At 71.5% G+C, this 23,044-nt stretch carries 20 protein-coding genes; 7 read left to right on the top strand and 13 right to left on the bottom strand.

Annotated features, from left to right (window positions below; all coding sequences use genetic code 11):
• The first annotated feature begins 1,230 nt into the window (after window positions 1-1,230).
• The 3 genes from ACQPYA_RS01700 (at window position 1,231) to ACQPYA_RS01690 (ending at window position 4,329) form a co-directional block, all read left to right on the top strand.
• On the top strand, window positions 1,231-1,596 hold the full coding sequence (locus ACQPYA_RS01700; protein WP_433530875.1) for a hypothetical protein: 366 nt from the start codon (window positions 1,231-1,233) through the stop codon (window positions 1,594-1,596).
• A 274-nt stretch (window positions 1,597-1,870) separates the two neighbouring features.
• A complete protein-coding gene (locus ACQPYA_RS01695; RefSeq protein WP_433530874.1) occupies window positions 1,871-3,616 on the top strand; it encodes a DEAD/DEAH box helicase in 1,746 nt (581 codons plus the stop codon).
• A gap of 83 nt (window positions 3,617-3,699) precedes the next feature.
• On the top strand, window positions 3,700-4,329 hold the full coding sequence (locus ACQPYA_RS01690) for a putative glycolipid-binding domain-containing protein (protein ID WP_433530873.1): 630 nt from the start codon (window positions 3,700-3,702) through the stop codon (window positions 4,327-4,329).
• Window positions 4,330-4,373: 44 nt separating this feature from the next.
• On the opposite strand, the gene ACQPYA_RS01685 is transcribed toward ACQPYA_RS01690, so the two are convergent.
• Together ACQPYA_RS01685 and ACQPYA_RS01680 are read right to left on the bottom strand one after the other, a co-directional pair.
• Window positions 4,374-5,474, bottom strand: a complete 1,101-nt coding sequence (locus ACQPYA_RS01685) for a PLP-dependent cysteine synthase family protein (RefSeq protein WP_433530872.1) — start codon at window positions 5,472-5,474, stop codon at window positions 4,374-4,376.
• Between the two features lie 22 nt (window positions 5,475-5,496).
• Window positions 5,497-5,955, bottom strand: a complete 459-nt coding sequence (locus tag ACQPYA_RS01680; RefSeq protein WP_433530871.1) for an Lrp/AsnC family transcriptional regulator — start codon at window positions 5,953-5,955, stop codon at window positions 5,497-5,499.
• Between the two features lie 269 nt (window positions 5,956-6,224).
• On the opposite strand from ACQPYA_RS01680, the gene ACQPYA_RS01675 reads away from it, so the two are divergent.
• Window positions 6,225-6,491 carry a BldC family transcriptional regulator gene (locus ACQPYA_RS01675; protein ID WP_433530870.1) on the top strand — a complete coding sequence of 89 codons (267 nt, stop codon included), beginning with the start codon at window positions 6,225-6,227 and terminating at the stop codon, window positions 6,489-6,491.
• A 29-nt stretch (window positions 6,492-6,520) separates the two neighbouring features.
• Here ACQPYA_RS01675 and ACQPYA_RS01670 read toward each other — a convergent pair whose 3' ends face one another.
• Entirely contained in the window at window positions 6,521-7,150 is a 630-nt protein-coding gene (locus tag ACQPYA_RS01670) for a UbiX family flavin prenyltransferase (RefSeq protein WP_433530869.1), read from the bottom strand.
• Between the two features lie 186 nt (window positions 7,151-7,336).
• Here ACQPYA_RS01670 and ACQPYA_RS01665 point away from each other — a divergent pair, with 186 nt between their 5' ends.
• On the top strand, window positions 7,337-8,365 hold the full coding sequence (locus ACQPYA_RS01665; protein ID WP_433530868.1) for a terpene synthase family protein: 1,029 nt from the start codon (window positions 7,337-7,339) through the stop codon (window positions 8,363-8,365).
• A 41-nt stretch (window positions 8,366-8,406) separates the two neighbouring features.
• On the opposite strand, the gene mqnP is transcribed toward ACQPYA_RS01665, so the two are convergent.
• Both mqnP and ACQPYA_RS01655 read right to left on the bottom strand, forming a co-directional pair.
• Window positions 8,407-9,324: a menaquinone biosynthesis prenyltransferase MqnP gene (gene mqnP / locus ACQPYA_RS01660; protein WP_433530867.1), complete on the bottom strand. Its 918-nt coding sequence runs from the start codon at window positions 9,322-9,324 to the stop codon at window positions 8,407-8,409.
• Window positions 9,324-10,784 (bottom strand): menaquinone biosynthesis decarboxylase, encoded by a 1,461-nt coding sequence (locus tag ACQPYA_RS01655; protein WP_433530866.1) that lies wholly within the window; start codon window positions 10,782-10,784, stop codon window positions 9,324-9,326. The genes mqnP and ACQPYA_RS01655 overlap by 1 nt, the downstream gene beginning before the upstream one ends.
• 229 nt (window positions 10,785-11,013) lie before the next feature.
• On the opposite strand from ACQPYA_RS01655, the gene ACQPYA_RS01650 reads away from it, so the two are divergent.
• The gene (locus tag ACQPYA_RS01650; RefSeq protein WP_433530865.1) at window positions 11,014-11,211 is read left to right on the top strand and encodes a hypothetical protein; all 198 of its coding nucleotides are present in this window, start codon (window positions 11,014-11,016) and stop codon (window positions 11,209-11,211) included.
• Window positions 11,212-11,262: 51 nt separating this feature from the next.
• Here ACQPYA_RS01650 and ccsB read toward each other — a convergent pair whose 3' ends face one another.
• From ccsB to hemL, 6 genes are read right to left on the bottom strand one after another with little or no spacing between them, the layout of a single operon-like run.
• A complete protein-coding gene (gene ccsB / locus ACQPYA_RS01645; RefSeq protein ID WP_433530864.1) occupies window positions 11,263-12,279 on the bottom strand; it encodes a c-type cytochrome biogenesis protein CcsB in 1,017 nt (338 codons plus the stop codon).
• Window positions 12,279-13,931 (bottom strand): cytochrome c biogenesis protein ResB, encoded by a 1,653-nt coding sequence (locus ACQPYA_RS01640; RefSeq protein ID WP_433530863.1) that lies wholly within the window; start codon window positions 13,929-13,931, stop codon window positions 12,279-12,281. The genes ccsB and ACQPYA_RS01640 overlap by 1 nt, the downstream gene beginning before the upstream one ends.
• The gene (locus ACQPYA_RS01635; RefSeq protein WP_433530862.1) at window positions 13,931-14,842 is read right to left on the bottom strand and encodes a cytochrome c biogenesis CcdA family protein; all 912 of its coding nucleotides are present in this window, start codon (window positions 14,840-14,842) and stop codon (window positions 13,931-13,933) included. Before ACQPYA_RS01635 ends, ACQPYA_RS01640 begins: the two co-directional genes overlap by 1 nt.
• A complete protein-coding gene (locus ACQPYA_RS01630; RefSeq protein ID WP_433530861.1) occupies window positions 14,842-15,417 on the bottom strand; it encodes a TlpA family protein disulfide reductase in 576 nt (191 codons plus the stop codon). Before ACQPYA_RS01630 ends, ACQPYA_RS01635 begins: the two co-directional genes overlap by 1 nt.
• Window positions 15,418-16,065 carry a histidine phosphatase family protein gene (locus ACQPYA_RS01625; protein ID WP_433530860.1) on the bottom strand — a complete coding sequence of 216 codons (648 nt, stop codon included), beginning with the start codon at window positions 16,063-16,065 and terminating at the stop codon, window positions 15,418-15,420.
• A gap of 2 nt (window positions 16,066-16,067) precedes the next feature.
• A complete protein-coding gene (gene hemL, locus ACQPYA_RS01620) occupies window positions 16,068-17,399 on the bottom strand; it encodes a glutamate-1-semialdehyde 2,1-aminomutase (RefSeq protein WP_433530859.1) in 1,332 nt (443 codons plus the stop codon).
• 139 nt (window positions 17,400-17,538) lie between these two features.
• Between hemL and ACQPYA_RS01615 the strand changes: the two genes are divergently transcribed.
• Window positions 17,539-17,874 carry an STAS domain-containing protein gene (locus ACQPYA_RS01615; RefSeq protein ID WP_433530858.1) on the top strand — a complete coding sequence of 112 codons (336 nt, stop codon included), beginning with the start codon at window positions 17,539-17,541 and terminating at the stop codon, window positions 17,872-17,874.
• 102 nt (window positions 17,875-17,976) lie between these two features.
• On the opposite strand, the gene ACQPYA_RS01610 is transcribed toward ACQPYA_RS01615, so the two are convergent.
• Both ACQPYA_RS01610 and ACQPYA_RS01605 read right to left on the bottom strand, forming a co-directional pair.
• The gene (locus ACQPYA_RS01610; protein WP_433530857.1) at window positions 17,977-18,531 is read right to left on the bottom strand and encodes a response regulator; all 555 of its coding nucleotides are present in this window, start codon (window positions 18,529-18,531) and stop codon (window positions 17,977-17,979) included.
• Complete coding sequence (locus ACQPYA_RS01605) at window positions 18,528-22,898, bottom strand: HAMP domain-containing protein (RefSeq protein WP_433533351.1); 4,371 nt, start codon at window positions 22,896-22,898, stop codon at window positions 18,528-18,530. Before ACQPYA_RS01605 ends, ACQPYA_RS01610 begins: the two co-directional genes overlap by 4 nt.
• Window positions 22,899-23,044 lie beyond the last annotated feature (146 nt).

Here is a 23,044-nt window from a genome sequence, read left to right as displayed (position 1 = left end):
GGTGCGAGCGTGGCGCGGAGGGCGAGGATGACCGAGCACGAGGTTCCGGCGGGGCCGGCCGAACCGGAGTCCCCGTCCGCCCCCACCGAACCGACTCCCCCCAGCAGCACCACCCCCGCGCCCGCTGCCGGCAGCGGCACCACCGCCGTGTCAGGTTCCACCGACGCCGGCACCACCGCGCAGTCCGACCCCCGCACTGCCGATCGGCCGGCGGCACCGGCGCGGGGACGGGCGGGTGTCGCCCCGGTCGACCCGCCCCGGGACGGCGCGGCCGGGCCCACCGGAACCACGTACCGGGCCACGGCAGCGGCCGTCCCGACCAGGCATGCCCCGCAGCCGACCGAGCTCGCCCAGCTCAGCCCAGCCGGTCAGGCGGCCTTGGCCGGTGCAGTGGCCCCAACCGCTCCGACGGGCCCAAGCGGTCCGGCCGGCCTGGCCGCACCGGCGAGCGTGAACGCTCCGGCGGGCGCGAGCGGCTCCGCGGCGGTGGCGGGTACGGCCGGCGTGCCTGGGCCACGGGAGCCCGGGACGCCGAAGCCGGTTCGGGCCAGCGTCCGGGTGCCCGGATTGAGCCGGGTGAGCGTGGACGAGGCAGCGGCAGCCGGTAGTGGCGGCAAGGCGGCCGGCGTCTACCGGTCGGCACCGGTCGACCCGGAGCCACCGGAGCCCGCCCAGCCACCCGAGCCGGCCAAGCCACCAACGCCGCCCACGCCCGAGCCGGAACCCGCACCGGCGCCATACCCACCGGTGCCCGGACCGACCCCACCCTCACCGCCCCCACCCGCGCCTGCACCGGCTCCGCCCCGGCCTGCGCCGTACCCGCCGGGGCCGATGCCCGCGCCACCGCCCACCCCCCGACCGTCGCCACCCGTGCCGGGTCCACCGACGCCGCCGCCCGGCCCACCCGTGCCGGCGCCGCCGCCCCCACCCGGCCCCATGCCGGCACCGCCGTTCCCGCCCCCACCCGCGACGGCCGGCCGGCCCGCGCCCCCAGGCCGGCCCGCTCTCCCGGGCCAATCCGTGGTCCCGGGCCCGCCCACGACGGCGGGCTCGTCGGCGACCGCGGCCACGGTCGTTCCGGCTCCCGCCCTGCCGGTCTGGCCGCCGCCGACCAATCCCAGTGGCCGCCGGGACGAACCGTCCCCCGGATCGCCCGGTGCGGCGCCCCGGCCGTCGTCCCGTCCCCGGCTGCTGTCGGCGACCGGGGCAGCACCCGACAGCCGCCCGGCAGTGACCCGGGCCGACGCGGATCCGGCCGGCCGGCAAGGTACGTCCGCCAGCGGACCCGGATCGGCCGCACACCACCCCGGCGGAGCCGGACCAGCCGCGCAGCGTCCCGGCGGGTCCGACCTGAGCAGGTACTACGCCGACGGGACCAGCTCCGCCACGGTGCCCTTTCCGGCCGGAGAGCAGGAGAACTCGGGCTCGCTGACCGGGCACATCCTGGCCCAGGGCTGGACGGAGACCTCGGCCGAGCGGTCCAGCGGCACCCTCCGGGTGGTGATCGTGTTGGCCGTCGCGCTGGGCCTGCTGGTGACGATCAGTGTGCTCGTCGTACTGCTGGCCAACGATGCGCTGAGCGGCCTGCAAGAGTGAGGCAGTGACGCCCTCGATCGTCACGGCCAGTGTCGCTTCAAGCGCGGGGTTTGCAGCTCGGGCACGATCGGTGCCGGGGCGGTTACGGATCCGGGGTGAGTCCGCCCACTACCCACCCGGGCGGCCGGTGGGTGGGCGACATCCGCCGTACACTTGTCGACGATTACCGACCCGGCGCGCGACCCGCGCGCCCATGGGCGTTCTTGCGGAAGATCCGGCGGCGTCGTGCCGCAGCGGGACATCGCGAAGGTGCGCCCCGCTCGAAAGGCATTTCTTGACCACCTCCGCTGACCCCGGCATCTCCCTGTCCACCCATGTCGCCGCCGCGCAGCCGACCGGCACCGGCGTCGCCGACGACACGATCGACTTCGGCGCGCTCGGGCTCCCCCGACCGCTGGTCGGCGCCCTCGCCCGGCAGGGCATCACCACCCCGTTCGAGATCCAGCGCGCCACCGTTCCGGACGCCCTCGCCGGCCGGGATGTACTGGGCCGGGGACAGACCGGCTCCGGCAAGACTCTCGCCTTCGGGCTGCCGCTGCTGGCCCGGGTCGCGGACAGCGGCCGGGCTCGGCCGCTGCGCCCACGGGCCCTCGTCCTGGTGCCCACCCGGGAACTCGCCATGCAGGTCAACGACGCGCTGATGCCGCTGGGCAAGGCCGTCGGCGTGTTCCTGAAGACCGCCGTCGGCGGGGTTCCCTACGACCGCCAGATCGACGCCCTGCGGCGCGGCGTGGAGATCGTGGTGGCCACCCCGGGCCGGCTCGCCGACCTGATCGCACGCGGCGTCTGCCAGCTCGACGATGTCGAGATCACCGTCCTCGACGAGGCGGACCAGATGGCCGACATGGGCTTCCTGCCCGAGGTCACCGAGCTGCTGGCGAAGACGCCGGCGGACGCCCAGCGGCTGCTCTTCTCGGCCACCCTGGACAATGACGTGGACGCACTGGTCCAGCGGTTCATGACCGACCCGGTGACCCACTCCACCGCGCCGCCGACCGCCGCCGTGTCCACCATGGACCATCATCTGCTGCTCATCCCGCCGCACGACAAGTTCCCGGTGACCGCGTCGATCGCCGCACGGGCCGGCCGGACCATCGTCTTCGCCCGCACCCAGCTCGGTGTGGACCGGCTCGTCGGGCAGCTCGCGGCGGTCGGGGTACGCGCCGGTGGGCTGCACGGGGGCAAGACCCAGCGGATGCGTACCCGCACGCTGGCCGAGTTCCGTGAGGGGCGGACCAACGTGCTGGTCGCCACCGACGTGGCGGCCCGGGGCATCCACGTCGACGGGGTTTCGCTGGTGCTGCACGTCGACCCGCCGAAGGACCCGAAGGACTACCTGCACCGCGCGGGCCGGACCGCCCGGGCCGGCGAGACGGGCGCAGTGGCCACCCTGGTGCTGCCGAAGCAGCGCCGCACCACCCTGGCGATGCTGGAGAAGGCCGGCGTGGCACCGGCGGAGATTCGGGTACGCGCCGGCGACCCCGCCCTGGTCGAGCTGACCGGGGCGCGGGAGCCGAGCGGGGTGCCGGTACGCGACGAGCCGGAGGAGCCGCGCCGGACGGGCCGGGCGGGCAGCCCTCGCCGGTTCGGCGATCGGCCCGGCGGCGAGCGGCGCTACGCCGACCGGCACGGCGACGACCGGCGGCACGGTGACCGGGATCGCGGCGAGCGTCGGTTCGGCGACCAGTCGCGCGGCGAGCGCGGGTTCGGCACGCGCGGTTACAGCGAACGCGGGTACCGCAGCGAGCGCAGTCACGGCGGCGAGCGGGGATACGGCAGCGAGCGCGGATACGGCGGACGCGGTCCCGGCGGCGAGCGGGGTTACGGTCACGGCGATCAGGGCCGTGGCGAGCGGCGCTACGGAGACCAGCCGCGCGCCGAGCGGCACTACGGGGACCAGCCCCGTGGGGAGCGGCGTTTCGGCGATCGGGTGCCGCGCTCGGAGGGCCGGGGCCTGCACGACCGGTCACGCGAGGATCGGCGGGCGGCAGGTGAACGCCCGCGGGCGCGCACCTACTGAGGATCTTGCAGCAACCGGCGTGACGCAGCGGCCTTCGGCGCAAGGCGCTGCCCAGCCCGGCCGGGTGGCGTAACGTCCGGCTCATGCCGACCATGCCGAAGTCGCTGCTCTGGACCCGGACGGACACGGCCGGTGCGGAACACGCCCTCGTCGACGACGGCCACGGGCTCACCGCGTACGGCACCCAGCTGGCCGCCGACCCGATTCCGTACACCTGTCGCTACCAGCTGGTCACCGACGCCGACTGGGTCAGCGTCCGGCTGGAGGTCGAGGTCGAGGGAGCCGGGTGGCGGCGCAGCGTACGTCTGGAGCGGGCCACGCGGCGGTGGCGGGTGACCGCCGCCGAGCAGGGCGACCTGGACGCGGTCCTGGCGGCCGGCGGGCATGCCCCGGCCGGGCTGCCCGGTGTGGAAGACGCGGACCGGCTGGCCGACGCCCTCGACGTGGACCTGGGCGGTTCGCCGCTGTTCAACACGCTGCCGCTGCGCCGGCTCGGCCTGCCCGCCGCGCCCGCCGGCGCCGGTCACCGGATCGACGTGGCGTGGGTGCTGCTGCCGAGCCTGACGGTGCTGCCCACCGAGCAGGTCTACACCGGGCTGGGTCCGGCCCGGTTCCGGTACGCCAACGGCGACTTCAGCGCCGAGGTCGACGTGGACCGGGACGGCTACGTGCTGCGCTACCCCGGGCTGGCGCAGCGGTTCGTCCCCGGCTGAGCCGCACCGGCGGTCCGCCAGCGCCAGCACCTGCCGGTCGCCGGTCAGGAGAGGCGGGTCGGCCACGCGCCGCTGTTCAGGAAGCGCTCGACGGTGGCCAGGTGTGGAGCCAGGTCGAGGCCCTGGGCGGTCACCCAGTCGTCGGCGTAGTACGTGTCGGCGTAGCGGTCGCCCGCGTCGCAGATCAGGGTGACCACCGAGCCGGTCCGGCCGGCGGCCACCATCTCGGCGATCAGCCCGAAAGCGCCCCACAGGTTGGTGCCGGTCGACCCGCCCACCCGCCGGCCCAGGACGGCCGAACCGGACCGCATGGCGGCCAGCGAGGCGGCGTCCGGCACCTGCACCATCCGGTCCACCACCGAGGGCAGGAACGACGCCTCGACGCTGGGCCGGCCGATCCCCTCGATCCGGGAGCCCCGTCCGGTGCGCACCGACCAGTCCGCCGCCTGCCAGGCGGGGTAGAACGCGGAGTTCTCCGGGTCGACCACACAGAGTTTGGTGGGCAGTCGCCGGTAGCGGGCGTACCGGCCGATGGTGGCGCTGGTGCCGCCGGTCCCCGCGCCGACCACGACCCAGGCCGGGACGGGGTGGCGTTCCAGGGCGAGCTGCGCGTAGATCGACTCGGCGATGTTGTTGTTGCCCCGCCAGTCGGTGGCCCGCTCCGCGTAGGTGAACTGGTCCATGAAGTGCCCGCCGGAGTCCTCGGCAAGCCAGCGCGCCTCGATGACCACCTTCGCCGGATCCTGGACCAGGTGACAACGGCCGCCCTGGAACTCGATCTGGGCGATCTTCTCGGGCGAGGTGGAGGCCGGCATCACCGCGATGAAGGGCAGCCCGAGCATCCGGGCGAAGTACGCCTCGGAGACCGCCGTGGAGCCCGACGACGCCTCCACGACCGTGGTGTCCGGCCCGATCCAGCCGTTGCAGAGCCCGTAGAGGAACAGCGAGCGGGCCAGCCGGTGCTTCAGCGACCCGGTCGGATGGACCGACTCGTCCTTGAGATAGAGATCGATCCCCCAGCGCCGGGGCAGCGGAAAGGGCAGCAGGTGGGTGTCGGCCGAGCGGTTCGCGTCCGCCTCGACGGCCGCGATCGCCTCGGTCACCCACCGCCGGCCGGCCTCGTCACAGCGGTCGAGATGAGTCACGTTCCGAACGTAGCAAGCGGGCTCAGCCGGCCGGCGGGGCCACCGACTGCGGCCGGTTCTCCCACTTGGTCGACAGGGCGATGCTGGTACGGGTCGAGTTGACCCCTGGCGTCCGGTTCAGCCGTACGATCAACTGCTCCAACTCGGCGATGCTGCCCACCCGGGCCTTGAGCAGGAAGGACTCGACCCCGGCCATGAAGTAGCAGGACTCGATCTCGGGGATGGCGCGGAACGCCTCCAGCACGTCGTCGGTGTCCGCGCCGGAGTCCTCCACGATGCTGATCAGCGCGGTCACGCCCAGCCCGATGGTCTCCGGCTCGACCTCTGCCCGGTATGCCCGGATGACCCCGCCGGACTCCAGCTTGCCGACCCGTTCGTGCACCGCCGGGGCGGAGAGGCCGACCTGGCGGGCCAGCTCGGCGTAGGAGAGGCGGGCGTTGCCGCGGAGCAGGTCCACGAGGCTGAGGTCGATGGCGTCCACGGACTGTAGACCCTAGTCGTTGCCGCGTTACAGCCGGACGCCGACATCCGTTGAACGTTGCGGAGGGCGACAGTTCGCATACCCAAGGTTCGGAGGGCGGGACGCCGGTATCATTTACTAACTTCCCACTCAGTGCATTTTTCGCGTTTGGCGGACAGGCCAGGTCGCTGGTGCTGTAATTGCCATACGTCCCTCATGACGGCTCTGGGCTCGCACCGGCCGGGGGCAGTGTGTTCAGCCGGGGGCTTCGTCGACGCGAGGAGGGGGCTGTGGACACTGGAGATCGCCTGCTGACACCGGGTGAAGTCGCCGCGCTGTTTCGGGTTGACCCGAAGACTGTGACGCGATGGGCGGCGGCGGGCCGGATCGGCAGCATCCGGACTCCAGGAGGGCATCGCCGGTTTCGGGAATCCGAGGTGCGGGCTCTGCTTGAGGGGGAGGGCATGCTGGACGAGGCGGACGAGATGGGTAGACCGCGCAATGTGGGCCCGGCCGCCTCGACCGGCTCCGGCCCGGCCAACGCCGGCATGTACTGAATGGTGCGGATCGGGACGCGGACCGGTCGTCAGGTCCGGTCCGCGTTCAACCGACCGGCCCAGCGATGGAAGAGGGTGTGTGGCACGCCGAGGGCGTCGAGCACCTTGCCCGCCACGAAGTCCACGAGCTGAGCCGCGGAGGCGGTGGCACCCGCGCCGTAGAAGCCGGGACTGGCCGGCAGCACCACCGCGCCGGCATCATGCAACGCGATCAGATGTTCCAGGTGGCTACGGGTCACCGGCGTCTCGCGGGGCACCACGACCACCTGCCGGCGCTCCTTGAGGTTCACCTCGGCGGCCCGCTGCAACAGGTCCTTCGACAGCCCGATCGCGATGCCGGCGCAGGCCGCCGTGCTGGCCGGCACCACGGCCATGCCGCGTACCGGATAGGAGCCGCTGCTCGGGCCGGCCGCCAGGTCACCGGCGGGCCAGTGCCGGACGTCGGCGCCGTCGAGGTCGCGGCCCAGCCAGGCGGCCAGGTCCTCGGCCCAGTGCGCGTCACGGAACGGCCGTCCGGTCTCGTCGAGAACGGTCAGCCGGGCGGCCCGGGAGACGATCAGGTCCACCGGCGCTCCGGCGTCGAGCAGCCCACGGACGACCGCCGCCGCGTACGGCGTTCCGGACGCCCCGGACACCCCGACCACCCATGGTTCGCGCATGCCCTCCAGCCTGCCTGGTCGTCGCCGCCGCCGGTCGGGCACCCCCGGGCGGACTGTCCGACCCGTCCCTGATCCTCGGTAGCTGAGCCGTTACGCCGCCGATGTCCGGCCGGCCTGCGCGGGTCACCGCGACCTGACATGCTGCGGAGGCGGTTCGCGCCGACACCAGACGCGGGAGGATCCCGGATGACCGACGATGTCCGGCCCGCACCGCGCGCCGCAGCCAATCTCCGACCCGCACCGCTCGCCGCAGCCGACATCCTGCCGTCGCTGCGCGACGGCTGCCCGATCCCACCCCGGCTCTCGCCGTACGCCGACGACGTGCAGCGGTGGCTGGTCCCCTGGCTGCCGCGGACCGGGCTGCCGCTGGACGCGCCGACCCGCGAACGGCTGGCCCGGGCCGGCTTTGCCCGCTACGCGGGACGGCTCTATCCGGACGCCAGCGAGCCCGACCTGCGTACCCTGACCGCTCTGTTCACCTGGTTCTTCCTGGTCGACGACGCCTGCGACCGGCCCGGCCGGCTCGGTCTGGACGAGATCCGCGGGCTGCGCGACGGCGCGGTGGCGCTGCTGCGCGGCAGTGCCCGGCTGCGGCACGCCGGGCTGGGCGGCCCGCTGCGCCGGCTGCTGGTGAGCGCGTGGCGCGAGCCGCGCCGGCGGATGACCGCACGTTGGCGGCTGCGCTTCGCCGACGCGGTCGCCCATCACCTCGACGGAACCTGGCAGGAGGCGGTGAACAAGGCGACCGGCCACCGGCCCGGCGTGGCCGAGTACGTCGAGCTGCGCCGGGCCACCTCGGCGGCGAACGTGTCGTATCCGCTGGTCGAGTTCGTCACCGGCCGACCGCTGCCCGACCCGGTCTACCACCATCCGCTGCTGCGCCGGTTCCGCGACATCGGTAACGACCTGCTCTCCTGGTACAACGACATCGCCTCGCTCGAACCGGACGCGGCCAGCTCCGGCGGGCACAACCTGGTGCTGGCGGTGGCCGCCGAGCACCGCGTGCCGCTGGACGCCGCCGTCGAGCTGGTGGCGCGACGCTGGCACGAGTCGATGGCTGACTTCGTGGCCCTGCGCGCCACGCTGCCGTCGTTCGGCCCGGCGCTGGACAGCGCCGTCACCGCCCACCTCGACGGGGTGGCCCGTGCCGTCCGCGGCACCATCGACTGGACCCTGGAGAGCGCCCGCTACACCGAAGGAAGGGCACCTTATTAACGCCTTCGGTAGAGCAGGGGCCCCTTCTTAACACCCCGCGCTCAGGGGCGCAGGCCGAGCCGGAACACCAGGTCGAGCAGGGCGAAGACGAACAACGCGATGCCGACGAAGCCGTTGGCGGTGAAGAACGCCCGGTTGACCCGGCTCAGGTCGGTCGGCGTGACCACCAGGTGCTGGTAGCCGAAGGCGACCGCGGTCAGCGCCAGTCCGATCCACCAGAACCAGCCGAAGCCGATCAGCACGCCGAACCACAGGAACAGCCCGAAGGTCACCACGTGCGCGACGGTGGAGGCGTGCAGGGCGAAGCGCAGCCCGTACCGGGCCGGCACGCTGTGCACGCCGATCTCGCGGTCCACCTCGGCGTCCTGACAGGCGTAGATCAGGTCGAAGCCACCGATCCAGAGGCCGACCGCCGCGCCGAGCAGGAAGGCCGGGCCGGAGCCGGCGAAGGTGCCGGTCACCGCGAGCCAGGCGCCGACCGGGCCGACCGCCTGGGCGACCGCCAGGATGGCGTGCGGCCAGTTGGTGAACCGCTTGCCGTACGGGTAGACGACCAGCGGCACCACGGCGAGCGGCGCGAGCGCCAGGCAGAGCGGGTTGAGCAGGGCGGCGGCGGCCAGGAACACCACGAGCGCCACCCCCGCGCCGGTCCAGGCCGTGCGCAGGCTCACCGCCCCGGTCACCAGCTCCCGGCTGGCCGTACGCGGATTCCGCGCGTCGATCCGGCGATCCAGGATCCGGTTGGCGGCCATCGCGGACGTCCGCGCCCCGACCATCGCCACGGTGATCAGCAGCAGGTCGAGCCAGCGCACCCGCCCGCCGTCGACCTGCATCGCGGTCAACGCCGACAGGTACGCGAACGGCAGCGCGAAGACCGAGTGCTCGATCGCCACGAGTTTGAGGAAGGACTTCACGCGCCCGGGGCGCGCGACCGGCTCCACGGCGGCGGCGGTTGCCATCAGATGCCGTACTCCTTCCAGCGCTTGTCGACCAGCGAGACGACCTCGGGCGACATGGTCATCTCCTCCGGCCAGCCCCGGGTGTAGCCCTCGGTCGGCAGCTTGCGGGTGGCGTCGATGCCCGCCTTGCCGCCCCAGAACTGCTGGTACGACGAGTGGTCGAGGTGGTCCACCGGGCCCTCGGTGAGCAGCAGGTCCCGGGCGTAGTCGACGTTACCGAAGGCCCGGAACGCCACCTCCCGGTAGTCGTGCACGTCGCAGTCCTCGTCCACGACCACGATCAGCTTGGTCAGCGACATCATGTGCGCGCCCCAGATCGCGTTCATCACCTTCTGCGCGTGCTTCGGGTAGCGCTTGCGGATCGACACGATCGCGCAGTTGTGGAAGACCCCGGCGGCCGGCAGGTCGTAGTCGACGATGTCCGGGATGAGGAACCGCAGCAGCGGCGCGAAGATCCGCTCGGTGGCCTTGCCGAGGCCGTGGTCCTCCTGCGGCGGCTTGGAGGTGACGATCGAGTGGTACACCGGGTCGCGCTGCATGGTCATCGCCTCGACGTGCAGCACCGGGAACGGCTCGACCGGGGTGTAGAAGCCGGTGTGGTCGCCGAACGGTCCCTCCGGCAGGCGCTCGCCCGGCTCCAGGTAGCCCTCCAGCACCACCTGGGCGTGCGCCGGCACCTGCAACGGCACGGTCAGGCAGTCGACCATCTCCACCCGCTCGCCGCGCAGGAACCCGGCGAACAGGTATTCGTCGATGTCGGCGGGGAGCGGCGCGCTCGACGCGTAGCTGACCACCGGGTCACAGCCGATGGCGATGGCGACCGGCAGCCGCTGGCCGAGCCGCTCGGCGACGGCGTGGTGCGCGGTGGAGTTCTTGTGGATCTGCCAGTGCATGCCGAGCGTGTTGTGGCTGTGCTGCTGGAGCCGGTACAGCCCGAGGTTCCGCTTGCCGGTCTCCGGGTGTTTGGTGTGGGTCAGCCCGAAGTTGTGGAAGATCCCGCCGTCGCCCGGCCACACCTGGAGCCCGGGTAGCCGGTTCAGGTCGACGTCGTCGCCCCGGTAGACCACCTGCTGGCAGGGCGCGGTCTTGACCTTCTTCGGCGGCATCGACTTGAGCTGCATCACCTTGCCGAGGCCACCCATCATGCCGGAGAAGCCCACCGGCAGTTCCGGCTTGAGCAGTTCCCCGATCCGGTTGCCGATCTCGTCCAGCGACTCGACGCCGAGCGCCAGCGCGGTGCGCCTCTCGGTGCCGAAGAGGTTGATCGCCACCGGCATCTCGCCCCGGGTGGGCCGCTCGAAGAGCAACGCCGGTCCGTCCGCCCGGACCGTCCGGGTGACGATCTCGCTGATCTCCAGCGTCGGGTCGACCGGCACGCCGATGCGGCGCAGTTCGCCCTCACGCTCCAGCGCCGCGAGAAAGTCCTTCAGATCGGTGTACGGAAACCCACGAGCCGCCATGCCAGCCAGTCTCCCCCACCCCCCTACGGAGGAAGGAAGGGGCCCTTGTTAACGCCTCCGGTAGAGCAGGGCCCCCTGTTAACACGCAGCGGAACTCACCCAAGCCTGACGGCCTACCGGAGAGGTTGCCGCCACCGGGCACCGGACAGATCTCCTCAGCAGAGGCGACGAGCGGCGGAATATCTCACTGGCGCTGGCCGCAGGGCACCGGGACAGGCAGGCTTGGCGCATGTCGGACGCGTACGTCGTCGGTGACCCCGACGGGTTGTCGCCGCTGCTCACCCGCCTGCGCGACGCGATCGCCCGCGAACTGCACGCGCAGCTCACGATGCGCGCCGAGCACATCGAACTGGCCGACGTGCCGGAGATCGCCTACCAGATCACATTGCGCGTCGACGAAACCCTGAGCCGACCTGGCCGGGACTGACGTGCCCCTCCTGGCCCGGCGAGGCGGTCGACGGTAAACCGGGCCCGGGCCTCACAGACCGCCGTAGGAGTGCAGGCCCTCGAAGAAGATGTTCACGCCGAACAGGTTCATCAGCACGGTCAGGAAGCCGAGGATGGCCAGCCAGGCGGTCACGTTCCGTTTCACGCTCGGCGTGGCCCGGGCATGCAGGTAACCGGCGTACACCACCCAGGAGATGAACGCCCAGGTCTCCTTCGGGTCCCAGCCCCACGGCCGGCCCCAGGCCGCCTCGGCCCAGATCGCCCCGGCGATCACCGCGAAGGTGAAGATCGGGAACGAGAAGGCGTGCAGCACGAAGGTGAGTCGCTCCAGGCCGGCCGCCGCCGGCAGCCGCTTGGCCAGGGTGTACGGGAAGCTGCGCTTGCCCTGCTCGTAGCCGGCCCGCATCAGGTACGCCACGGCCGGCACCACGCCGAGCAGGAACAGCCCGGAGGCGAAGACGATGGTCGACACGTGCACGATGAACCAGTACGAGTTGAGCGCCGGCACCAGCGGCACGATCGGCGTGTAGAGCACCAGTTCGGCGGTGGCCACCAGCAGCACCATGACCAGGGTCAGGAAGAGCCCGAGGCGGCGCAGCGACGGCACCTTCCAGAGCACCACCAGCCAGGCGGCGACACCGATGAACGAGACCGTGAGCACGAACTCGTACATGTTGCCCCACGGCATCCGTCCGGCGGCCAGGCCACGGGTGACCAGCCCGACCAGGTGCAGCGCGGCGCCCAGGGCGGTGGCCGCGACAGCGATCTTTCCGGCCAGCTCGGCCCGTCGTGCGGCCAGCGCGGCCCGTCGTGCGGTCCACTCGGCCCCGTCCGGGGGCACGGTGCCACCCACGACCCCGCCGACCGCCCCGCCCGTGCCGCCGATCGCCAACTCGCCGACCGACGCGCCGACGAGATCGCGAGCGGGTGGTGCGGCGACGGCCCTGGCGCGCGCGTTGCCGAGGGCGTACTCCACCGCGTGGCTGATCATCGCTAGCAGGTAGACCAGGGTGGCGATCGACACCACCTGGTCGGAGAGTGCGGACATCACTCGGCTCCTTCCCGCGCCCGGACGCCAGACCCGGCTCCGGAGCCGGCTTCACCGCCCCGCCCGTCACCGCGAATCGCGGACACCAGCTGGGCAAACTCGGCGGCGAACCCGGGATGCTCGGTACGCGGCAGGCCAGCCACCTCGACCAAGCTACTACCGCCCGTCGGAGACCCACCGCCGGGGTACCCGGAACCGGCGGGCAGGAGCCGGACGAAGACGCGCCGACGCCGGACGAACAGCGAGCCCATCAGCCCGAGGACCAGCCCGATGGAGCTGACCAGCAGCGGCATCGTGCCCGGGTCGTAGCGCACCGACAGGACGATGTACGGCTCGGTGCCGACGAACTCGACCTTCGTGCCGTCGTCCAGCGTCCAGCTCTCCCCCATCCGCAGCTGCTTCGCGCCGATCTCGGTGAGCCGGCCGTTGCGTACCTGGCGCTGGTCGAGCTGGTAGACCGAGCCGGGGATGCCGGCGTCCAGGCCCAGGTTGCCCCGGTAGGCGACCAGGTCGAGCAGCGGGTTCTGCTCGGACGGGTGCAGGGAACGGGTGAACGGTGGCTGCTCCGGCGCGGTCGGCAGGTACAGGCCGGAGAAGGCCACCTGGAGGTTCGGGTCCCGGGCTCCGGTCTCCGGGTCGACGTTGGCGTCCGGGAAGGCGGCCAGCCCCTCGCTGGTCAGCCCGATGTCGCCGTTGCTGAGAAACGGCACGGGGCTGGTCTGCGTACCGCCGAACCGGTCGGTGTACCGGATCACCGGGGCGTACCCGTGGCCGAGCAGGTAGACGTTCGCCCCGTCGAGGCGCAGCGGCGAGTTGACCGAGAACTCCGCCGAGCTCGGCGGGCCGCCGTCCTCGTCGACGGTCACCTTGGCGTTGTAGAAGGCGGGTTGGCCGGTCGGCAGGAACCGGGCGTCGAACTCGTCGAGCTGCATGCAGAAGCCCGGCAGGTCGTCGCCGACGCGCGGGCCGAGCTTTGCCTCGGCGTACTGCTGGCGGGTGTTGCAGAAGACGTGCTCCGCGCCGGCGACCAGCAGCCGGTTGCCGTGCCAGCCGTACCACGAACCGAGCGCGACGCCGACCAGCACCACCACCATCGAGGTGTGGAAGATCAGGTTGCCGGTCTCCTTGAGGTAGCCCTTCTCGGCGGAGATCCCGTCGCCGCGGACCACCACCCGCCACCGCCGGCGTCGCAGCGTCTCAGCGATCGCCGCCGCACCGCCGGCCGGTGCCGGCGCCACCGCATGCTCCGGCAGCCGATCCAAGCGCTTCGGTACGGCCGGCGGCGCGGCCCGCAGCGCCCGGACGTGGTCGCGCAACCGGGGCGTGATGCACCCGATCAGCGAGGTGAAGAGCAGCAGGTAGATCGCGGAGAACCAGACCGAGCCGAACGCCTCGAACGCACCCACCCGGTCGAGCATCGGGGCCAGATCGGGGTACGCGGTGTAGAAGTCGCGCACGTCCTCCGGGTTGACGCCGCGCTGCGGCAGCACCGAGCCGGGGATGGCGGCGACCGCGAGCAGGAAGAGCAGCACGAGTGCGGTACGCATGCTGGTCAGCTGCCGCCACGAGTTGCGCAGCAGGGCAAGCAGCGCATTGGGGCGGTGCCGGGGGGCCTCGGCCGGCGTGGCCGGCCGGTCGTCCACCACGCTCATCAGATGCTCACCTGGAAATCGCCCACCCCGACGGTGGTCTGGAGCCAGATCACGACGTTCGTCCAGCCGCCGGTGACCAGTGCCAGACCGATCAGGATCAGCAGCACGCCGCCGATCCGGGTGACCCAGCGGCTGTTGCGGCGGATCGCCCGGAAGACCCCGAGCAGGCGGTTGAAGCCCAGCCCGAAGACGACGAACGGGATGCCCAGCCCGAGGCAGTACGCCACGGCCAGCACCACCGCACGGTCCAACTGCCCGCTGGTGACGGCCAGGCCGAGCACGGCGGTCAGGGTGGGCCCGACGCAGGGCACCCAGCTCAACGCGAACACCGCGCCGAGCACCGGCGCGCCGAGCAGGCCGGCGGCGGGCAACCGGTTGATCCGCAGCTCACGCTGGAACCCGGGGAGCACCCCGAGATAACCCAGCCCGAGTACGACGACGAGCCCGCCGATGACGATCTCCAGCGTCCGCTCGTAGTCGAAGAAGACCCGGCCGATGCTGCTGAACAGGATCGCGGTGGCGACGAACACCACGGTGAAGCCGGCGACGAAGAGCAGCGTCCCGGCGAGCACCCGCCCCTGCACCGCGACACTGACCTTCGGCCGTTCGGCCCGCACCGCCGCATCAACACCACCGCGAGCGCCACCCGCCCCACCGCCCGCGCCGCGAGCGCCGCCCGCGCCGGAAGTGTTAACAGGGGGCCCCTCCTCTACCGGAGGCGTTAACAGGGGGCCCTTCCTTGCACTTTGTTCTAGGTCGGTGCCGGCTAGGCCGGTGACGTAGGAGAGGTAGCCGGGCATCAGCGGAAGCACGCACGGGGAGAGGAAGCTGACCAGGCCGGCCAGGGCCGCCGCGCCCACCGCGAGCAGCAGCGGGCCGGACTCGGCGAGTTGGCGGAACGTCTCGCCCATCAGCGCTGGCCGGTCGACGCGGGCGACTCCGCGGCGACCCGCTCGACGATCGGTTGCAGGCCGTCCTGCTTGACCGCGGCCCGGATCACGGTGGCGATCCGGCCCTCCCGGTCGAGGATCACGGTGGCCGGGATGGTGTTCGGCGGGACGTCCATGGCGAGCGCGAGCCGGCTGCCCGGGTCGAAGATGCTCGGGTAGGTCACCCGGCCCTCCTCGAAGGCGATCGCCTTGTCCCGGCTGTCCTGCACGTTGATGCCGAGGAAGGTCACCCCGGAGTCCTTGGTCGCCTGGTAGGTCGCCTCCAGGTCGTCGGCCTCGGCCCGGCACGGCGCGCACCAGGAACCCCAGAAGTTGACCACGACGACCTGGCCGCGCTGGTCCACCACGTCGTAGGAGCCACCCTTGAGCAGCTCACCGGCGATGTCCGGGGCACCGGAGCGTTGGTCCGGGCGGCACTGCACGATGCCGTCGACGGTGTCGCACTCCGGCCGCCCGCCGCCGCCGAAGCAGCCGGTCAGGGCCGCCAGCGCGGCCACCGCCGCGAGCAGTCCCGCCGCCCGCCTCCGGGCCGCCACTCAGGCCCCCTTGGCCGTACGCGCGGTCGGCGAGATGGCCACCAGGTGCGCGGCCGGCTCGGAGTAGCCGATGCCGACGATCTTTGCGCCGTCGAAGTGGAACGTGGTGAGCGAGGCCAGCCCGCACTGCCGGCGGCGCGGGTCGTGCCAGAGCCGCTTGCGTTCCACGTGCCGGCGCAGCGTCCAGATCGGCAGCTGGTGCGAGACGAGGACGGCCTCGCGTCCCTCGGCGGCGACCCGGGCGGCGTGCAGCGCGGCGAACATCCGCTCGGCGATCGCCCGGTACGCCTCGCCCCACGAGGGGGTGACCGGGTCACGCAGCACCCACCAGTTGCGCGGGTCACGGAAGGAGCCGTCGCCGGGCGAGACCCGCTTGCCCTCGAACCAGTTGGCGCTCTCGATCAGCCGCTCGTCCACCCCGACGGGCAGCCCGAACTGGGCGGCGATCGGCTCGGCGGTCTGCTGGGCACGTTCCAGCGGGCTGGCCACCACGTGCACGACCTCGCGTTCGGCGAGCCCCTGCGCGGCGGCCTTGGCCATCTGGACACCCAGCTCGCTGAGGCGGAAACCGGGTAGCCGGCCGTAGAGAATGCCGTCCGGGTTGTACACCTCACCGTGCCGAAGCACGTGGACCACCGTCTTGCTCACCGCTACCCCCCTGTAGCCGCCGCCGCATTGGCCGCCGCCGGCAGGGCGGCGGCGATCTGTTCCAGGGCGACGTCGTCGATCGCCGCCGACACGAACCACGACTCGAACGCGCTCGGCGGCAGGTACACGCCGGCGGCGAGCATCGCGTGGAAGAACGCCTTGAACGCGGGCACCTGCTGGGTGCGGGCGCTGTCGTAGTCGACCACGTCGGCGTCGGTGAAGAAGATCGAGAACATGCTGCCCGCGTACGACAGCCGGTGCGGGACACCGGCGGCGGCCAGCGCGTCGGCGGCGAGCTTGCCCACCACCGCAGCGGTCTCGTCCAGCCGGTGGTAAAGGGCGTCGTCGGCCAGCCGCAGGGTGGTCAGCCCGGCCGCGCAGGCCAGCGGGTTACCGGAGAGGGTGCCGGCCTGGTAGACCGGGCCGGCCGGGGCCAGGCGCGACATGATCTCCGCGCGCCCGCCGAACGCCGCGGCTGGCAGTCCACCCCCCATGACCTTGCCGTACGTCCAGAGGTCCGCGTCGACCGGGTCGAGGCCGTGCCAGCCGGAGCGGGAGACCCGGAACCCGGTCATCACCTCGTCGATGATGAGCAGCGCGCCGTACGCGTGCGCGATCCGCGCCAGCTGCGCGTTGAAGCCGTCGCGGGGGGCGACCACGCCCATGTTGCCCGGGGCCGCCTCGGTGATCACCGCGGCGATGTCCGGCCCCTCGGCGGCGAACGCCTCCTCGACCGCGGCGATGTCGTTGTACGGCAGCACGATGGTCTCGCTGGCCGCCGCCCCGGTGACGCCGGGCGAGTCGGGCAGGCCGAGGGTGGCCACGCCGGACCCTGCGGCGGCGAGCAGCGCGTCCACGTGGCCGTGGTAGCAACCGGCAAACTTGATGATCTTCGAGCGGCCGGTGTGGCCACGGGCCAGCCGGATCGCCGACATGGTCGCCTCGGTGCCCGAGTTGACCAGCCGGACCTGCTCGACCGGGGTGCGCTCGACGATCTCGGCCGCCAGGTCGACCTCGCCGGGAGTGGGCGTACCGAAGCTGGTGCCCAGCGCGGCGGCGGCCTGCACGGCCGCCACCACCTCGGGGTGCGCGTGGCCGAGGATCAACGGCCCCCAGGAACACACCAGGTCGACGTAGCGCCGCCCGTCGGCGTCGTACAGCCACGGTCCGTCACCACGGACCATGAAGCGTGGTGTGCCGCCGACCGCCCGGAAGGCGCGCACGGGGGAGTTCACCCCGCCCGGCACGATGGCGCGGGCGCGGTCGAACAGGGCCTCTGAGGCCGGCGCGTCGACCGGGTAACGGTCGGATCCGGCAGGAAACACCTCAGTCACGATGCCGCCATTGTGTCAGCGCCCGACGGACGATCGGCAGGCACCCCGGATCGGGGTTACCGGGCTCACCTGCGGCACGCTGCGCAGAGGCGATTCGCCTCGACAGGCCGGGTGCCGGAGATCGCGATAGGCTGACCCGGTGGATCGTGCCGAACTGTCCATCACCGTGCACCGGACTGGCGACGAAGCGACGCTGCGTCTCGCCGGTGAGATCGACATGCTCACGGCCGCCCAGCTGTCAACCATCGTCAATGAGGTACTCACCGAGCCGCCGCCTCGGATCGTGCTCGATCTCGGCGGGGTCACCTTCTGCGACTCCCAGGGGCTGGGGACGCTGGTCGTCCTCAGCCGCAAGGCCAGCCACGCGCAGAGCCTGCTCATCCTCACGAACGTGGGCGAGTTCCTGCTCCGCGTCCTGGACATCACCGGCCTCCGCAGCGCCCTGATGATCCGCAACGACGCCCACACCACCTGACCCGGCACCGCTGCGGGCCCCACCGCGTCGATCATGAGGTTAGCGGCAGTTCGATCTCCAAACCGCCGCCAACCTCGTGATCAACCGGGCTGTGGGTGGAGGTCAGGTGGTGGTGCCCCAGCGGGCCTGTTCGAGGATGGCCAGGGCCCGGGTCACGGCGTCCGGGTCGTCTGTGCGGAGGAGGGTGGTGGCTTCGTCTACCGCGTCGGTGAGGAGACGCCACTGGGCGTCGCGTTCCCGGACCATCTCGGATTGCGCGGCGAGCTGGCGGGTCTTGGTCCACAGCTCGACGAAGACGGAGACCTTGGCGCGCAGCACCCACGGGTCGAACGGCTTGGTGAGGTAATCCACCGCGCCGACCGCGTAGCCCCGCAGAGCGAGCTGGGCGTCCCGGTCGGCGGCGGTCAGGAAGATGATCGGTACGTGCCGGGTCCGCTCCCGCCGCTTGATGTGGCTGGCCGTCTCGAAGCCGTCCATGTCCGGCATCTGGGCGTCCAGCAGGATCACCGCGAAGTCGTCCACCAACAACTGCTTCAGCGCCGCCTCGCCGCTCTCCACCGCGACCGAATGCACCGGCAGCCCCTGGAGGATCGCCTCCAGGGCCATCAGGTTCTCCCTGCGGTCGTCGACCAGCAGCGCCTTCGCCACCTGCGTCACGAGCCCTCCTCGGTACGACTGCCGCTGATCCAGGAGGCCATCAACTCGATCAGCTCGTCCAGGTCGACCGGCTTGGTGATGTAGTCACTGGCACCCGCCGCGATCGCCGACTCCCGGTCACCGGGCATCGCCTTGGCGGTCAAAAACACGATCGGCAGGTCCGCGAAACGGTGGTTACGCCGAATCTGCCGGGTCGTCTCGTAGCCGTCCTGGTCCGGCATCATGGCGTCCATCAGCACGATGTCGACCTCCGGATGTTCGGCCAGCAGGCGTACCCCGTCACTGCCGTTGTCGGCGTAGAGCACGGTCATGCCGTGCAGCTCCAGCGCGCTGGTCAGCGCGAAGACGTTACGCACGTCGTCGTCGACGATCAGCACGGTGGCACCGTCCAGTTGGCGGGTCTTCGGGGCTTCCGGCACCTTCGGCAGCAACTCCATCGGCGGCATCAGCAACGACGACGGCAGGCCGGCCCGCTGCGGCGACGGCGGCGCCGGTGCCACCACCGCGTCCGGCGCCAGCACGTCGGGCAGGTAGAGCGTGAACGTCGAGCCCTGGCCGGGCGCCGAGCTGACGGTGATCGTGCCGCCGAGCAGCCGGGCCAGGTCCCGGCTGATGGAGAGGCCGAGCCCGGTGCCGCCGTACCGGCGGCTGGTGGTGCCGTCCGCCTGCTGGAACGCCTCGAAGATCAACGACAGCTTGTCGTCGGAGATGCCGATGCCGGTGTCGATCACCGTGAACGCGATCACCTGCCGGGCATTGGTCAACGCCGGCACGTCGAAGACGGCGTTCTCCGGGGCCCGGGAGATGCGTAGCGTCACCGCCCCGTTGTCGGTGAACTTGACCGCGTTGGAGAGCAGGTTGCGCAGGATCTGCTGGAGCCGCTGGGCGTCGGTGACCACCGCCGGCGGCAGGTCCTTGGCGGTGCGTACCTGGAAGTCCAGGCCCTTGTCGTCGGCCTGCGGGGCGAACGCCTGCTCGACGTAACCGCGGATCTCGACGAACCGGACCTCGGTCGGCTCGACGTCCATCCGCCCCGCCTCGATCTTGGACAGGTCGAGGATGTCGTCGATCAGGCGCAGCAGGTCCGACCCGGAACCGTGGATTGTCCGGGCGAACTCGATCTGCTTCGGGCTGAGGTTCCGCTCCGAGTTCTCCATCAGCAGCCGGGCCAGCAGCAGCAGCGAGTTCAGCGGCGTACGCAGCTCGTGGCTCATGTTCGCCAGGAACTCCGACTTGTACGCCGAGGCCCGGGTGAGCTGCTGCGCCTTGTCCTCCAGGCCGAGCCGGGCCAGCTCGATCTCCCGGTTCTGTGTCTCGATGTTCGCCTTCTGCTCGGAGAGCAGCTTGGCCTTCTCCTCCAGTTCGGCGTTGGTGCGCTGCAACTCCGCCGACTGCTCCTGCAACTCGTGGGCCAGCCGCTGGGACTGGGCGAGCAGTTCCTCCGTACGCCGGTTGGCCTGGATGGTGTTGACCGCGATGCCGATGGTGGCGACCAGCCGCTCCAGGAAGGACAGGTGCAGCTCGGAGAAGGGGGTCGCGCTGGCGAACTCGATCACGCCGAGCATCTCGCCCTCGAAGAGGGCGGGCAGCACGACCAGGTCGGCCGGCGGCGTGTCGGCGAGCCCGGAGCGCAGCGTGATCCGACCGTCCGGCACGGCGCTGACCCGGATGGTGCGCCGGGAGAGCGCGGCCTGCCCGACCAGCCCCTCGCCGGGCCCGAAGGTCACGTCATGCCCCCGGGACACGTAGCCGTACGAGGCGGTCAGTCGCAGCCGCATCACCCCCTCGGAGTTGTCCGCCAGGAAGAACGCGCCGAGCTGCGCGTCGACCAGCGGGGTCACCTCCTGCATGATCATGAAGCAGACCTCGCCGAGGTCGCGCTGCCCCTGCAACAGACCGCCGATGCGGGCCAGGTTGGAGTCGAGCCAGCCCTGCTCGGCGTTCTTGTGGGTGGTTTCCCGCAGGGTGACGATCATCTGGTTGATGTTGTCCTTCAGCTCGGCGACCTCGCCCTGCGCCTTCACCGCGATCCGCTGGGTGAGGTCGCCCCGGGTCACCGAGGTGGAGACCCGGGCGATCGCCCGCAGCTGGGTGGTCAGGGTGGAGGCGAGCTGGTTGACGTTCTCGGTGAGGTCGCGCCAGGTGCCGGAGACCCCCTTGACCTGCGCCTGACCACCGAGCTTCCCCTCGATGCCGACCTCGCGGGCCACCCGGGTCACCTCGTCGGCGAACGACGACAGCTGGTCCACCATCGTGTTCACCGTGTTCTTCAGCTCCAGGATCTCGCCCTGCGCGTCGACGGTGATCTTCTGCGACAGGTCACCGTTCGCCACCGCCGTGGTGACCGAGGCGATGTTGCGCACCTGACTGGTCAGGTTCGACGCCATCGAGTTCACGTTGTCGGTCAGATCCCGCCAGGTGCCGGACACCCCCTTGACCTGCGCCTGACCACCCAACTTCCCCTCGGTACCCACCTCACGGGCCACCCGGGTCACCTCGTCGGCAAACGACGACAGCTGATCCACCATCGTGTTCACCGTCGACTTCAGCTCCAGGATCTCGCCCTGCGCATCCACCGTGATCTTCTGCGACAGGTCACCCTTGGCGACCGCCGTCGACACCTGGGAGATGTTGCGCACCTGGGCGGTCAGGTTGGACGCCATCGAGTTCACGTTGTCGGTGAGGTCGCGCCAGGTGCCGGACACCCCCTTGACCTGCGCCTGACCACCCAACTTCCCCTCGGTACCCACCTCACGGGCCACCCGGGTCACCTCGTCGGCGAACGACGACAGCTGGTCCACCATCGTGTTCACCGTGTTCTTCAGCTCCAGGATCTCGCCCCGGGCATCCACCGTGATCTTCTGCGACAGGTCACCCCTGGCCACCGCCGTGGTGACCGAGGCGATGTTGCGCACCTGACTGGTCAGGTTCGACGCCATCGAGTTCACGTTGTCGGTCAGATCCCGCCAGGTGCCGGACACCCCCTTGACCTGCGCCTGACCACCCAACTTCCCCTCGGTACCCACCTCACGGGCCACCCGGGTCACCTCGTCGGCAAACGACGACAGCTGATCCACCATCGTGTTCACCGTCGACTTCAGCTCCAGGATCTCGCCCCGGGCGTCGACCGTGATCTTTTGGCTCAGGTCACCCTTGGCGACCGCCGTCGAGACCTGGGAGATGTTGCGCACCTGGCTGGTCAGGTTGCCGGCGAGCTGGTTCACGTTCTCGGTGAGGTCCCGCCAGGTGCCGGAGACGCCACGGACCTGGGCCTGACCACCCAACTTGCCCTCGGTGCCCACCTCACGGGCCACCCGGGTCACCTCGTCGGCGAACGACGACAGCTGGTCCACCATCGTGTTGACGGTGTCCTTGAGTTCCAGGATCTCGCCCTGCGCGGCCACCGTGATCTTCTGCGACAGGTCGCCCCGGGCGACCGCGGTGGAGACCTGGGCGATGTTGCGCACCTGGGCGGTCAGGTTGGACGCCATCGAGTTGACGCTGTCGGTCAGGTCCTTCCAGGTGCCGGCGACGTTGGGCACCTCCGCCTGACCGCCCAGCTTGCCCTCGGTGCCCACCTCACGGGCCACCCGCGTCACCTGCTCGGCGAAGAGCCGCAACGTGTCGGTCAGCGAGTTGAAGGTGTGGGCCAGCTCGGCCACCTCACCCTTCGCCGACACGGTGATCTTCTGCGACAGGTCGCCCTTGGCCACCGCCGTCGCCACCTGCGAGATCGACCGCACCTGGTACGTCAGGTTCGACGCCATGGTGTTCACCGAGTCGGTGAGGTCCTTCCAGGTGCCGGCGACCCCGCGTACGTCGGCCTGGCCGCCCAACTCGCCCTCGGTGCCCACCTCCCGGGCCACCCGGGTCACCTCGTTGGAGAAGGACGAGAGCTGATCGACCATGGTGTTGACCGTGCGGCCGATCCGCAGGTACTCGCCGCGCAGCGGGCGGCCGTCGATCTCCAGCGCCATGTGCTGGGAGAGATCGCCGTCGGCGACCGCCACGATGACCCGGGCGATCTCGGTCGCGGGCCGGCCCAGGTCGTCGATCAGCGAATTGACCGCCCGCTGCCCCTCCGCCCAGGATCCGTCCAACCCCTCCTCGTCGAGGCGCTCGGTCAGCCGGCCGTCGCGGCCCACGATCCGGCTGATTCGGCGCAGGTCCAGCTGCTGCCGCTCCTGGAGCGACACCACGTCGTTGAAGGCGTCCGCCACCTCGCCGGCCGCGCCCGAACGTCGGGGCAGCCTGACCTTGAGGTCGCCGCGGCGGACCTGCCGCAACGCCTCCGCCAGCTCGGTGAGGACCGCCTCGTGGTCGGCGACGGAGGTCTCCGCGGTCGCCGACTGCTTCGCCGTGGTCATCATTCCTCGCTCAGATCGGGGTCCACCGGCTTACACCGGCCACCCCATATTGTCCCCGTGACCTCGAAACCGCCACGGCGCATCGCCGCCCGCCGTCGAAGACCCGGCAGTGATCAGCTTGGCACCGGCCGGGTGTCGGTGGAGGA

The sequence above is a fragment of the Micromonospora sp. CA-263727 genome (assembly GCF_050942455.1).
Taxonomy (GTDB): domain Bacteria; phylum Actinomycetota; class Actinomycetes; order Mycobacteriales; family Micromonosporaceae; genus Micromonospora.
Note: the sequence above shows the minus strand (reverse complement) of the source record. Positions and strands in the feature narration are given on the sequence as shown.

Coding starts and splice junctions, on each gene's coding strand:
- ACQPYA_RS01690 (WP_433530873.1), top strand. CDS start 3,700: ATGCCGACCATGCCGAAGTCGCTGCTCTGGACCCGGACGGACACGGCC.
- ACQPYA_RS01670 (WP_433530869.1), bottom strand. CDS start 7,150: ATGCGCGAACCATGGGTGGTCGGGGTGTCCGGGGCGTCCGGAACGCCG.
- ACQPYA_RS01665 (WP_433530868.1), top strand. CDS start 7,337: ATGACCGACGATGTCCGGCCCGCACCGCGCGCCGCAGCCAATCTCCGA.
- mqnP (WP_433530867.1), bottom strand. CDS start 9,324: ATGGCAACCGCCGCCGCCGTGGAGCCGGTCGCGCGCCCCGGGCGCGTG.
- ACQPYA_RS01655 (WP_433530866.1), bottom strand. CDS start 10,784: ATGGCGGCTCGTGGGTTTCCGTACACCGATCTGAAGGACTTTCTCGCG.
- ACQPYA_RS01650 (WP_433530865.1), top strand. CDS start 11,014: ATGTCGGACGCGTACGTCGTCGGTGACCCCGACGGGTTGTCGCCGCTG.
- ccsB (WP_433530864.1), bottom strand. CDS start 12,279: ATGTCCGCACTCTCCGACCAGGTGGTGTCGATCGCCACCCTGGTCTAC.
- ACQPYA_RS01640 (WP_433530863.1), bottom strand. CDS start 13,931: ATGAGCGTGGTGGACGACCGGCCGGCCACGCCGGCCGAGGCCCCCCGG.
- ACQPYA_RS01635 (WP_433530862.1), bottom strand. CDS start 14,842: ATGGGCGAGACGTTCCGCCAACTCGCCGAGTCCGGCCCGCTGCTGCTC.
- ACQPYA_RS01605 (WP_433533351.1), bottom strand. CDS start 22,898: ATGACCACGGCGAAGCAGTCGGCGACCGCGGAGACCTCCGTCGCCGAC.